Source organism: Chitinophaga sp. ARDCPP14 (assembly GCF_051362515.1).
In the GTDB taxonomy this organism is placed as follows: Bacteria; Bacteroidota; Bacteroidia; order Chitinophagales; family Chitinophagaceae; genus Chitinophaga.
Window position 1 is genome coordinate 277,044 of record NZ_JBKIXB010000004.1, and the last position, 13,471, is coordinate 290,514.

Here is a 13,471-nt window from a genome sequence, read left to right on the forward strand (position 1 = left end):
GTCTTTCTCAGGATTACGCTGATTATACTGATTCTCTGGATTTTTATTCCTTGGATTTTTTTAGATTTTTATTTAGATTTTTTTATAAATAATTAAGGGAGATAGAAGTGAATACTCACTTTTATCTCCCTTAATCTTTTAAAAATCAAATATGATCAAATCTTAGTAATCAGTATAATCAGCGTAATCCTGAGAAAGACAAACTCCGCATCGCCGAAGGCGATCTTCTACTGGTTCTTACGCTGCATCTTAGGCAATGACTGAACAATCAGGTCGTTCATTACGTTCACGGCTTCATCGAGATAGATGTCTTTGGTTCTGATCCTGATCCAGTCCTTGTTACGGGCTATCTTGGAAGAGTCGCTGCCAAATTTCTCCATGTCGGATTTGATGTTTACGATATTGAGTTCTTTTACTTTATCGTTTACTGCATCATATTTCTTGAGTGCAGCGGTGTTTGTTTTTTGTTCTGTTTTGTAAGTCTGCAGGTTCAGGGAATAGGTTTCCTGTTTTTCCAGCTTCTTTAAAGTGTTCAGGTTTTCATTGAGCAGTTTAAAGGCTGGGCTGGTGGCCATTCTTTTTTCGCTGTTCTTTTTCAGTGATTCTGCATTTACCGGGTTATACCATGCGGTGAAGCTTGCGCGGGGAATTTCATCCCATGCCAGTGCGTCAGAGTCTTTGCGTTCAGCTATTTCGTAGTATGGATCCGGCAGTACAATATCGGAAGCCACACCTTTCAGCTGGGTAGAGCCGCCATCGGCACGGTAGAATTTCTGCTGGGTAAGTTTCAGGGCGCCGAGGCTGCCACCGTCTTTTACAGGGTAGAAATCATCCAGGTTGAAGAGACGCTGTACGGTACCTTTACCGAATGTTTGGGTGCTGCCGATAATAACGGCACGTTTGTAATCCTGCATGGCTGCGGCCATAATTTCGGAGGCGGAGGCGCTGTATTCATTCACCATGATGGCTAGTGGTCCTTCGTATTGTACATTCTTATCGCGGTCGCGCAGCACTACAGCGTCGCCACCACGGGAACGTACCTGTACCACGGGGCCTTCCGGAATAAACAGGCCGGCCATTTGCACTACATCCTGGAGGGAGCCACCGCCGTTGAAGCGGAGATCGAGGATGATACCTTCTACGTTTTCTGCTTTCAGTTTAGCTACTTCTTTGGCAACGTCTTCCGCGCTGCGGGCGCCGTTACGGTCGTTGAAGTCGGCGTAGAATTCCGGCAGGTAGATATAGCCTATTTTATGTTGTCCGTTGATGATCGCTGATTTGGCGAATGTTTCTTCGGTAACAATTTCATCACGGATGATGGTTATTTCTTTGGTGGTACCATCTACGCTTCTCACGGTCAGTTTAACGGGGGTACCTTTTTTACCACGGATCAGTTTCACCGCATCTTCTACGGGGTAACCTGTAATATCCACTGGTTCGGTATTTCCCTGTGCTACTTTCTGGATTACATCGTTGGCTTTCAGTTGTCCCTGTTTCCAGCTTGGACTTCCGGTAACGATGCTGATTACGCGGATTTTGTCGCCTTCTTCTTTCAGCTGTGCACCGATACCAAAGAATTTACCGGCCATCTGTTCTTCGAACGCGCGTTTTTCATCCGGCGGGAAGTAGTCGGTATGCGGATCCATGGTAGTGGTGATCGCATTTACGTAGAGATTAAAGCGATCATTATCGTTCTGCCTGTTTTTCAGACGTTCAAAATAGCGGTCGTACAGTTGTTTTACCTTTACGCGGGCTTCTGCTTCCAGTTCCACATCGGTTTTGGTTTTAATACTGTCCTTTCCTTTATCTTTTTCCCTCATTTCCTGGAGGTCCGTCAGTTTTTCCAGCGTACGATATTTCAGTACTTTGCGCCAGGCTTCTTTACGGGCATTTTCGTCTGCAGGGAAATCCACTTTATCCGGATCCAGTGTTACCTTTTCATCTACGGTGAAATCAAAAGGTTTGGACAGGATTTCAGGATAGATCGCTGCTGCTTCAGCCACCCGTTGTTTGATCAGGGTGTTGATGCTGCGGAAACAGTCGATCGGTGCGCCTTTCAGTTCATCATCAATATGAACGGCGAGCGGCATGAGCTTATCCACATCTGTTTTCAGGAAAAATTTCTTTTCCGTATCCAGGCTACGCAGGTATTTATTAAAAACTTCGGTGGAGAATTTATCATCTATTGCTTTAGGTTGATAATGCCCTTCTTTCAGCATCTGCCCTACCAGGTTCATGATCACCTCGTAACGACCGGGAGGATCGTCATTATGTCCGAGCTTATTAAAAGCCAACACGCCTGCGGAGATGCTAAGCAGCACAACCGGTATAATCACTTTCAGTCTCATATGTATCTCAATTGAACTTAAACGTTGTCAAATCAAATATAAAATAAAATCACCCGTCGGTCGTGCAATTTATTTCCTTTTAACAAAAAATTGGGCCAAACGGGCACCAGGCGAGATACATGGCTGAAAAGCGTTGCTTTTCCCGCTCGCTACAGTACCTGTAAGGGTGTTGTTGCCGGTCCTTTTATACGGTTCCATGACGGGAGTATACCCTAAGTATACGGGGAGTATCCTGGGAGTATCCTCCTATGAAGGGTGGACCTAGTGTAAACGATTAAGGTGGCTGGAATGTTGAAATAATTATTCTTTTACCAGCTTATACACGGCTCCTTTAAAGCCACTGCTGCCGGAAGTGCTGGCAAGCATATAAAGTTCGCCCTGTTCATCCTCTCCCCAGCTGAGGATCTGGAGGTTATCGGCAGGGCGGCCGGTGAGTTCCAGGGGAGCGCTGTCCCATTTTTGCCCGTTGGGCCTGAGTACAAAGGTTTTCCCGTTATAATCGCCGAAAACATATAATCCTTTCAGTGCCGGGATGGCGCTTCCGCGATATACATAGCCGCCGGTGATACTTATCCCCACATCGTGGCTGTATTCGTGGATAGGTGCAATCAATGCCGACTTATCAGCACCGGCAGGCACATTATAATCGTGGTTGCCTTCCAGGATGCGCCAGCCGTAGTTACCGCCCTTGGTGATGATGTCTACTTCTTCATACTTATTCTGTCCAACGTCGCCCGCAAAGAGCATCCTGGTGGTTTTATCGAAAGAAAAGCGCCAGGGATTCCGAAGGCCGTAGGCCCATATTTCAGGCCGGGTGTCGGGCCGGTTAACGAAAGGATTATCCGGCGGGATGGAATAGGGTGTTCCATTGACATTTATTCTTAATATTTTACCCAGTAAAGTATTGAGGTTCTGACCATTACCGATAGTACCGTGTTTGTCGCCGCCACCACCGCCATCGCCGAGTCCTATATACAGGTAGCCATCGGGACCAAACTGCAGCTGGCCGCCGTTATGATTGGATTCCGGTTCATCCACTTCCAGCACGATCCTTTTGGAAGCCGGGTTGGCCAGGTTGGGATTTGCTGCTGTAGTGGTAAACTCTACCAGGCGGCTGGTGTGGTCGAAGCCGGACTTTTTGGTGGGCGAGCTGTAATACACATAAAATTTATGGTTCGATTTAAAATCGGGATGAAAGGCCATTCCCAGCAGGCCGCGTTCATCATACCCGGGATTTACGGAGATCATATCGCTGCTTACATCCAGGAAAGGGGTGGGAAGGAGTTTATTTTGCTGCACGATCCATACTTTCCCTTCTTTCTGACAGAAAAATAACCTGCCGGTACCATCCCCTGGCACGGCCATATTTACCGGAGATATGAACTGGTCTGTTACCAGCTGCAGCTTCGCTTTCCGGGGCGCATTAGCCGGAGGCTCCGGGCCATCATCGTTGGAATTGTTGCCGGCACAGGCAAACTGTATGAATATCGCCGGCAATAAAGCCCGGAAAATGAGGGTATGTATTTCCATAGAACTGCGGTATTAATGCAGAATAAATATAAACCAGAAATGGGAAAAGAAGAAGTGATTGTGGTGGGCGGTGAAAGCGGATTGTCCGATATTCTGCTGTCGCCGTTTGTGATTTTTGTACCTTCGCAAAAAACTCATCAGGTTGGACACTACGGCACCGAAAAAGAACGACCCATACGCTTCGCTACGCTTTCCGGAATTCAATTATTACCTGGTAATCCGCTTTGCGCTTGTATTTGCGCTGGCTATGCAGTTTGCCATTATAGAATGGAAAGTATATGAAATTTCAAAAGATCCCTTCTCACTGGGATTGATAGGTTTGGCAGAAGTAATTCCAGCCGTGTTGCTGGCGCCGTTTGCCGGTCATATGGTGGACAAACGGGAGAAGCGGGGCATGCTGCTCAATTGTGTGATTGCTTATTTGTTTATCAGCTCGGGATTATTCCTCTTAACCTGGGACCGTGCCGTAGCCGGTGTTTCAAAGCACTGGGTGCTGAACCTCATTTACCTGCTGGTTTTCCTGGGCGGCATTGTGCGGGCCTATACCAGTCCTTCCAACTTTACCCTGATGTCGTTGCTGGTACCGCGTGAGTTGTATGCCAATGCCTCTACCTGGAGCAGTTCCGCCTGGCAGATAGGCGGTGTACTGGGGCCTGCGCTGGGCGGGCTTTTCATTCACTGGTTCGGCGTGCACTGGTCGATGTTGATGGTGGTATTCGTTTTCCTGGCTCCTTTATACAGCTTGCTGAAGATAAAGCCCAAGCCGGTTTATTATAAACCGAAGGGTGAGAGTTTTGTGACCGGTCTTACTGAAGGGATGCGGTTTGTATGGAAAACCAAAGTAGTTTTAAATGCGATGGCACTTGATATGTTTGCAGTATTATTTGGCGGCGCGGTAGCGATGTTACCGGCATTTGCCACGGATGTGCTGCATGTGGGTTCCCTGGGATATGGGTTGCTGCGTTCTGCTCCTGCGGTGGGCGCATTAGTAACCATGTTTATACTTGCGCACCGGCCATTGGTGAACAAACCGGGTATTAAGCTGCTGGCGGCGGTATTCGGCTTTGGTTTAACCATTATATTGTTTGGTCTTTCCACGAGCTTTTACCTGTCGATGTTTGCGCTGCTGATCAGCGGTGCGCTGGATGGTATCAGCGTGATCATACGGCAAACGATTTTGCAGTTAAAAACGCCGGACGACATGCGTGGCCGGGTGGCATCGGTAAGTTCGATGTTTGTAGGTTCTTCCAATGAGCTGGGGGCGTTCGAAAGCGGCTTTATGGCCAGGGCAATGGGACTGGTGCCGTCGGTGGTATTTGGAGGGTGTGTTACATTGGGTGTGGTGATCACCACTTATATTATTTCACCGGCTATGCGTAAGCTGGATCTGAAGCCGTAGTGGGGCGGTCAGCGCTGTGAAGCACCAACCGCTTCCGGCACTTATCTTTATAAATCCATCTTTTCCTTTAACTTTTCCAGTACATAATAAACGGCCGGGCAAACGGTGCTGTTTTCGTAAGTGATCTTCGGGCGTTTAAAGAAGTCGTAACTATCTGTGTAGGGATAGTTGGCGCAATCGCCGGGACGTACATCATAGATGCCGCAGTAGTTGTCGGCGCCCAGGAAAGGGCACGGTGTGAACTTCACCACATAGTCCTCATCCTTATCCAGCCGCAGGTAGGTTTCAATGAAATCGCCTTCCTTCATGCCCAGGTGTTTGGAGATGCGCCTGATATCGGGTCCTTTGAAGCGGGGGCTGATGGTTTTGCAGCAGTTACCGCACTGGAGGCAGTCAATTTTACTGAATGCTTCCTCATGCAGGTCCGGTAAAAGTTTCTCTACTCCTTTTCCACGGCGGGTTTGCAGTTTTGCGAGAAACTGTTTATTCGCTTTTTGCTTGTCCTGGGCCTTCTGTTCCCAGTCTTCTAATATTTTGCTCATTTGGTGCAAAGATAGGTAATTAGTCTGTGGACAAAATTATGACATATACGCCCATCCCTGAAGTATCATTTATCACTGTTTTCCCCCGCCAGTATTGATTGTTTGGCCGTTGCTTAAAATCTGCATAGCTTTGCGCATTCTATTTCAAATTACCTGCTTACATCATGAATCTTTTTGATATTCAACAAAATGAATTCGTGCACCGTCACATAGGGCCGAATGAAAGAGAGACCAACCAGATGCTGGAAACCATCGGGGCCTCCAACCTGGACCAGCTGATCAGCAAAACCGTTCCGGGCGCCATCCGTATGCAACAGCCACTGGCTATTCCTGCAGCGATGGGTGAAAGCGATTATCTCCGTCATCTGAAGGACATATCGCTGAAAAACAAAGTTTACCGCAATTACATTGGCCAGGGTTATTTTGATACGATTACGCCGAGTGTTATCCTGCGTAATGTATTTGAGAATCCAGGATGGTATACCCAGTATACTCCCTACCAGGCAGAAATTTCCCAGGGCCGCCTGGAAAGCCTGCTGAACTACCAGACGATGGTATGTGACCTGACAGGGCTGCCAATTGCCAACGCTTCCCTGCTGGATGAAGCCACTGCAGCGGCAGAAGCCATGACGATGTTCTTCAATGCGCTGAACAAGGATCATGACCATGTAACCAGGCCTAAATTTTTTGTAGATAACAACGTATACCCGCAAACGCTGGATGTAATTTATACCCGTGCTACCCCGCTTCAGATTGAAGTGGTAGTAGGCGATTACAAAACTGCTTCCTTCGACGAATTATACTTTGGTGCGTTGATCCAGTATCCCGACAACGTGGGTGCTGCGGCCGACTACCGTAGTTTCATTGACCAGGTACATGCCGTGGGTGCATTTGTAGGTGTGGCAACAGACCTGCTGGCACTAACCCTGCTTACTTCTCCCGGCGACATGGGCGCTGATGCGGCCTTTGGTTCTGCACAGCGCTTTGGTGTTCCATTAGGCTTTGGTGGTCCGCACGCTGCTTTCTTTGCGGTAAAAGACGACTTTAAACGTTCTATCCCGGGTCGTATCATTGGCGTGAGCATTGATGCCAACGGCGGCCGTGCGCTGCGTATGGCACTGCAAACCCGTGAACAGCACATCAAACGTGAAAAAGCAACTTCCAATATCTGTACTGCACAAGCTTTGCTGGCCAATATGGCCGCTATGTATGCCGTATATCATGGACCGGAGGGACTGAAAAATATTGCCACCCGCATTTCGCTGCTGGCCAATACACTGGCCGGTAAGCTGAAGACGAAAGGGCTGAAACTGGCGTCAGACAGCTTCTTCGACACTATTGTAGTGGAAGGCGCGGCCGCTGATGTTAAAGATGCTGCAGAAGCATTGGGCATTAACTTCCGTTATTTCGCCAATGGCAATGTAGGTATCTCTCTCGACGAAACCACTACCATTGCTGATGTAAATGATATCCTGCACGTATTTGGCGCAGGTACTACAGATGCAGCAACCGTTTCCAACGGTACCACCGGTGTTCCTGCTGATCTGCAACGTACCTCTCCCTACCTGCAATACCCGGTATTTAACAGCTATCACAGCGAATCACTGATGATGCGTTACCTGAAGATGCTGGAAAACAAGGATCTTTCCCTGAACACTTCCATGATCTCCCTGGGTTCCTGCACGATGAAGCTGAATGCAGCTACCGAGATGATTCCTCTGAGCTGGGCACACTGGAGCAAAATGCATCCGTTTGCCCCTAAAAACCAGGTAGGCGGCTATTTACAGATGGCGGACGAACTGGGAGAATACCTCAGCAAAATTACCGGCTTTGACGCATGCAGCCTGCAACCCAACAGTGGTGCACAGGGCGAATACGCCGGCCTGCTGGTGATCCGCGAATACCAGAAGAGCAGAGGTGAAGGCCACCGTAATGTAATGCTGATCCCGATCAGCGCACACGGCACCAACCCTGCATCTGCAGTAATGGCGGGCTACAAGGTAGTCATTGTAAAAGCGCTGGAAAACGGCTACATCGATGTGGACGATCTGAAAGCAAAAGCAGCGGCAAACAGTAAAGACCTCGCCGGTATCATGATCACTTATCCATCTACCTATGGCGTATATGAAGAAAGTGTGAAAGATATCTGCGCAACTATACATGAACACGGCGGACAGGTGTATATGGATGGCGCCAATATGAATGCCCAGGTAGGTTTAACCGCACCCGGACTGATTGGCGCAGACGTTTGTCACCTGAACCTGCACAAAACTTTCGCTATCCCTCACGGTGGCGGCGGTCCCGGCATGGGCCCTATCTGCGTAGCCAAACACCTGGCGCCATTCCTGCCAGGACACGTTACGCTGAACGACGGCAAACCATCCAACGCAGTATCTGCAGCGCCGTTTGGTTCTGCCAGCATCCTGCTGATCTCTTACGCTTACATCCGCATGCTTGGATTTAAAGGCGTTAAACTGGCGTCTGAATTTGCGATCCTGAATGCCAATTACATGAAAGCACGACTGGAAAAAGCATACGACATCCTGTATACCGGTGTTAACGGCACCTGTGCGCATGAATTCATTGTAGATCTCCGTCCGTTTAAAGCAGCTGCCGGTATTGAAGCGGAAGATGTGGCCAAACGCCTGATGGATTACGGTTTCCACGCTCCTACCATGAGCTTCCCGGTTCCGGGTACGATCATGATTGAGCCTACCGAAAGTGAGGATAAAGGTGAGCTGGATCGTTTCTGCGATGCAATGCTGGCTATCCGTGAAGAGATCCGTGCGGTAGAACAGGGTCAGAGCGATAAACAAAACAACGTACTGAAAAATGCACCGCATACCCAACAGGTGATCACTGCTGATGAATGGACCCGTCCATACAGCCGCCAGCAGGCAGCATTCCCACTGGAATATGTTAAGGCAAATAAATTCTGGCCTTCTGTAAGCCGTATCAACAATACATTCGGCGACAGGAACCTGATCTGTACCTGCGAACCTGCAAGTGCCTATGAGGAAGCAGCAGTATAAGCTGTTGGTTTAATATTAAAAGAGAAGGGGATAGACATGGCGTCTGTCCCCTTCTCTTTTTTATGCAGATATATAACAGTTATTGTAAGACAGGCTCCAGTACTTCCAGGCGCCCGTCGATAGGCTGTGTAATATCCAGGCCAAGTATTCTTGCTACTAACGGGTACACATGTACGTTTTCAAAAGTGGCAATACGGGTATGGGGTTTAAAGGCCGGGCCCCAGGCCATGAATATAGCGTTCATGTTGGTGAGGTTATTATCATAACCATGATGACCGGGATGTGCTTCTTTTGCCGGTGTAAATATATAGTTGGCTTCTGCCAGCAGGACAATATCACCAATACGGTTGTAAATATCTTCCTGGCCATAGTGCCATCTTTCCGGTGTTTCCTTTTTCAGGTAAGCGGTATAATGATTTTCGTGTTGTTTGAGATAATCGTAAGCGGTTTTGATTTCCTCATCGGTTTTACCGTATAGCATTACCTTTTCGTTCCCTGGCATACTTTTCAGGGGTTGCAGAGCGGGTACATCTGGCAGGGTGATGGTGTGAGTGGTGTCTGCCTGCATCATGCCGTGATCGGATACCACGATAAAATTTACCGGCAGGTTCAGCTGTGCTACAGCTGTCACCATTTTACCGATGGCGGCATCCACGAATTGTACGGCGCTGCGTAGGCTGTCGGCGTCCGGTCCCCAGGAATGCCCCATGTGATCCACTTCGGGGAAGTAGAAGGTAATGAAGTGCGGCCGTTGGTCTTCCGGCAGGCGGAGCCAGTTTACTACTGTTTGGATGCGCTGATCGATACCTGTTTTTTCCTGATACTTAAAATAGTAAGTAGGACGTATATTTTGAATGGCGCTTTCTGATCCAACCCAGAAATAGCTGGCGCTGAGCATTTCCTGTTTCTCTGCCAGCACCCATAATGGCACGCCATTGTACCAGGTACCATCCTCCACGGCATCGCGGTTGCCTACTTTATAAACGGCATCCCGTTTACGGTCGTAAAAAAGATTATCCACCAGGCCGTGATGAGCCGGGTAAAGCCCGGTGGCCAGGGAATAATGATTGGGAAAAGTAAGTGATGGAAATGCCGGCTGCATGGCGGTAGCGCGAACGCCCGCTCCTGAAAGGCGCAGCAGGTTTTGTGCGTTGTATTTTTCGGCGTAATCATACCGGAAGCCATCAATAGAAATCATGATCACATAGGGCCTCGATTGCTGTGTTGCGCTGTTCTTCCTTCCTTCCACCACCAGTTGGGCAGTATCCTGGGCATAGCCGGCAAAGCTGATCGATAACAGGATGGCGGCTAATAAAAAAATCCTTTTCACTATTTACGATGTTTATGATTGCATAGTAATAATTGGGGAAGAATAACAGATGATGGGTTATAATGCGGGGCAAATTAGAAAACTATTTCCATTCAAAACGGGATCAGCAATTATATATCCGTTAAAAAAGGACAGTTGTGAGTTACCACAACTATTAAAATCTCCATAAACATGTAATAATATTTTAACACATATTTTCTCAAAACAGCTATATATCAGCAAAATGATAATCACTAAATAAAAAATTATATATATAATTTTAATTAATTAATTGTTTATCTATATATTAGCCTACTGAAAAACCATCTAACAACTATGTCTGATTACACCTTTATTACAACTGAGGAACATTTTTTATTACAGGATGCGCTGAAGAGGAACAAGCAACAGTTAACAAAATTCACCCTTATCGGTTTTGGGCTATTATTGATTGCTGCAGTGATACCGCAAATTTATTTGTACACCCACAACAACCTGGGTGATGCGGATGATTCGCTCCTGTCGTTCAAAAACCTTTGGTTCTGGGTATGGCTGTTATGCTTTGTGATAGCGTTGATATTTGCGTTGATAAAAGTAACGGATATACGCTACTGGGCTATTAAAAAGGATTTGTCGGCCTTGCAGAAAGGCACTTTACAGGCGCCGATGGAAGCGGTATACCTGGAAAACAATGATACGCAAACCAATATTATGATCCTGCTGGAGAATAAAAAGAAACGCCTGTTTTACTGGATGCGTGGGGCATTGGAAGGGTACAGGGCCGGGCAGGAAGTGGAAATCACCTATGCCCGTTATTCCCGCGTAATTATCAGTATCAACAAGAAATAATTTACCACCGTTTTGAAATGCCGGCCCTGTGCGTGAGCTTAACAGCTGACGTGCAGGGCTGTATTATTTGCAAAATGTAACATTTAGCCGGTAAAAGCGTTTGTATCATAAACCCTGTACCCGTGGGGGATGCGCTTGATAATTTGATGTTGTTTTTCTCCGGGAAACTATCTATAAAACAGTATTTTTAACCAGGTTGTTAATGCGTTTACTTTTGCTACATCCAATAAAAATCCTACTGTATTGTACTGCGCTGTTGCTATTCATCATAGCGCCCGCCTGCCAATGCAAAAAGGATAATAGTGTTACTCCCCCACCCCGGCCGGAACCACCAAAAGACATTTACCTCGTTACCTCCATCCGTGTGAATAACGTACCGAAAGACAGCCTCGTTTATAACGATCACCACCAGGTTACAGAAAGATGGGACTATAATACATCATACAGGATCTGGCAAAATTATGTGGCCTACCAGTACAACCAGGAAGGTTATGTATCAATGGCCAGATATTACACCGAAAATGATAATACCATCAAAAGTCTTAGCCAGAAGGACTCTGTAGCGTGGACAACAGACAGGTTTATTGTTTACACCACCTTTTACAGGGAACTCGGTAATGAAATTTCCGGATACGATACGCTTGGTTATTTACATATAAACAATCAAAAACTGCTCACCCTCGAAGGTACTAAAGATACCTTTCTTACTGGTGTAGGGGTGGCGGTGTTATTCAAACAATATCAATATAACGGGAAAGATGTCACACAGTTCCTTGATTGGAACTGGTACCATGTATATAACGGGCAACCCATTTTACTCATGAACAAATTTGACCTGGCGTATCTTCCATTTGAGAACCCCTTGTTTCCACAGGTATCAAAAAATCCGCTGTTGTTCCGCGCCATTGGTGGTGATAAATTTCCTTATCCTTCCAACGAATATTACCCTTACCTCTTGAGTGAACACCTGGCAGGTGCTTTTACGTATGAAGCAGATGATATACCTTCGAAGATATGCCCGGTAACCTATAAAATGTATGATACCACGCATTATCCACAAACGCAAAGCATTGCAGGCATCAATAAAACAATTGATTACACTTATAAAGTGATTAAAGCAGAGTAAGAACCCGATTATACCCATGAAATACATTACTCAACTGGCCTTTGTGCTTGCGATACTTAGTACTGCCGGATGCAGAAAAAAAGATCGGCCTAAAGAAGCGACCGGACCGGCGCCCTTAGAAGTTACCCGCCTGTTGACGTTCATTTATAAAGATAATGTTCTTTATGAGCGGCTGGACTATAACAACAAACAACTGACCACCTGGCATCATTTTGACCCCACCACTGAAGTAAATAATATCCGTCTGGAATTTAAAACCGATACCAACGGAAAGCTAATAGGAACACTCCTTTACCAAAAAGACGGAACCGGTTTTAAGCTGATAGAAAAAAATGAGGTACAATCACTCGAAAAAGAATTTAAGATAACAGGAAACCTGTATCGGCTATCCTCCGGAACCCCGGACACGATACCGGATGCCATGCGATTTGCATTTGATGACAACGGCAGAATGATTGAACTCACGGATACATTGACAACGGAGAAGAAAACCGATTATCTGAGTCAACTCATAGTCATCACTACCTGTAATTATTCTGGCGATCAGCTCAACAACCTGACACGCAAAGCTTACAATTATTATGTTTCCCCCACACTGCCTGGCGGAGAAAAAATCAATCTGTACCACACAGGTATATTTCAGTATGAATACGATGATACACCCAACTTTTTCTATGCCCTTGGCAAACGATATCCTTATCTGCGGTTTATAATGACGCCGGAGCATCCTTTATTTGCCGGCCGCACCAATGTAAAAAAAATAACGTATCCTGGTGGCCAGACTGAAATTATCCATCTCTTTCAGGATACCCATGATGACCACGACAACCATATCATATACACTACAGAGGTGACTCTAAACAATGGTGTTACCAATAGTACCACCCATTGGCAGTATCATTATATCCTTCTCCCATAATTTCCGGAAATTTTCCTGACTTTTGTAACCAGATATAATTGTTACTCATGAACCTTGCACAATTTCAGGAATATTGCCTTTCATTACCCGGCGTTACAGAAGAGTTTCCTTTTGGAGATGAAACCCTGGTATATAAAGTTTGCGGAAAAGTATTTGCACTCAGCGGCCTTTCAAATTTTGAATCCATTAATCTCAAGTGCGACCCGGAAGAAGCCGTTGAACTACGGGAGCGCTATGAAGGCGTGATCCCCGGCTATCACATGAATAAGAAACACTGGAATACTGTGGATGTACATTCCGGTATCCCCAATAAATTGCTGCTGGAATGGATCCGGAACTCGTACAACTTAGTAGTGGCGAGTTTGCCAAAGAAAGAAAGAGAGAAACTGGGCCAATAACCGTTCCCCATATACCTGG

General features: G+C 46.6%; 10 protein-coding genes. 6 read left to right on the plus strand and 4 right to left on the minus strand.

The features are described from left to right. Nucleotides 1-227: 227 nt before the first annotated feature. Together ACLHR0_RS13560 and ACLHR0_RS13565 are read right to left on the minus strand one after the other, a co-directional pair. On the minus strand, nt 228-2,348 hold the full coding sequence (locus ACLHR0_RS13560) for a carboxy terminal-processing peptidase (RefSeq protein ID WP_429050864.1): 2,121 nt from the start codon (nt 2,346-2,348) through the stop codon (nt 228-230). Nucleotides 2,349-2,648: 300 nt separating this feature from the next. After that, complete coding sequence (locus tag ACLHR0_RS13565; protein ID WP_429050865.1) at nt 2,649-3,878, minus strand: PQQ-dependent sugar dehydrogenase; 1,230 nt, start codon at nt 3,876-3,878, stop codon at nt 2,649-2,651. A gap of 142 nt (nt 3,879-4,020) precedes the next feature. Between ACLHR0_RS13565 and ACLHR0_RS13570 the strand changes: the two genes are divergently transcribed. Further along, nucleotides 4,021-5,277 carry an MFS transporter gene (locus ACLHR0_RS13570; RefSeq protein WP_429050867.1) on the plus strand — a complete coding sequence of 419 codons (1,257 nt, stop codon included), beginning with the start codon at nt 4,021-4,023 and terminating at the stop codon, nt 5,275-5,277. A gap of 47 nt (nt 5,278-5,324) precedes the next feature. Here the strand turns inward: ACLHR0_RS13570 and ACLHR0_RS13575 are convergent, their stop codons facing one another. Further along, complete coding sequence (locus tag ACLHR0_RS13575) at nt 5,325-5,819, minus strand: YkgJ family cysteine cluster protein (RefSeq protein WP_079470457.1); 495 nt, start codon at nt 5,817-5,819, stop codon at nt 5,325-5,327. A gap of 164 nt (nt 5,820-5,983) precedes the next feature. Here ACLHR0_RS13575 and gcvP point away from each other — a divergent pair, with 164 nt between their 5' ends. Continuing rightward, nucleotides 5,984-8,851 carry an aminomethyl-transferring glycine dehydrogenase gene (gene gcvP, locus ACLHR0_RS13580; RefSeq protein WP_436487259.1) on the plus strand — a complete coding sequence of 956 codons (2,868 nt, stop codon included), beginning with the start codon at nt 5,984-5,986 and terminating at the stop codon, nt 8,849-8,851. Nucleotides 8,852-8,930: 79 nt separating this feature from the next. Here the strand turns inward: gcvP and ACLHR0_RS13585 are convergent, their stop codons facing one another. Further along, nucleotides 8,931-10,181 carry an ectonucleotide pyrophosphatase/phosphodiesterase gene (locus ACLHR0_RS13585; protein WP_429050871.1) on the minus strand — a complete coding sequence of 417 codons (1,251 nt, stop codon included), beginning with the start codon at nt 10,179-10,181 and terminating at the stop codon, nt 8,931-8,933. A gap of 315 nt (nt 10,182-10,496) precedes the next feature. Here ACLHR0_RS13585 and ACLHR0_RS13590 point away from each other — a divergent pair, with 315 nt between their 5' ends. The 4 genes from ACLHR0_RS13590 (at nt 10,497) to ACLHR0_RS13605 (ending at nt 13,452) form a co-directional block, all read left to right on the plus strand. Beyond that, a complete protein-coding gene (locus tag ACLHR0_RS13590; RefSeq protein WP_370912384.1) occupies nt 10,497-11,009 on the plus strand; it encodes a hypothetical protein in 513 nt (170 codons plus the stop codon). A 202-nt stretch (nt 11,010-11,211) separates the two neighbouring features. Continuing rightward, nucleotides 11,212-12,135 (plus strand): hypothetical protein, encoded by a 924-nt coding sequence (locus ACLHR0_RS13595; protein ID WP_436487262.1) that lies wholly within the window; start codon nt 11,212-11,214, stop codon nt 12,133-12,135. Between the two features lie 16 nt (nt 12,136-12,151). After that, nucleotides 12,152-13,054 carry a hypothetical protein gene (locus ACLHR0_RS13600; RefSeq protein ID WP_436487264.1) on the plus strand — a complete coding sequence of 301 codons (903 nt, stop codon included), beginning with the start codon at nt 12,152-12,154 and terminating at the stop codon, nt 13,052-13,054. A 47-nt stretch (nt 13,055-13,101) separates the two neighbouring features. Further along, nucleotides 13,102-13,452: an MmcQ/YjbR family DNA-binding protein gene (locus ACLHR0_RS13605; protein WP_429050877.1), complete on the plus strand. Its 351-nt coding sequence runs from the start codon at nt 13,102-13,104 to the stop codon at nt 13,450-13,452. Nucleotides 13,453-13,471 lie beyond the last annotated feature (19 nt).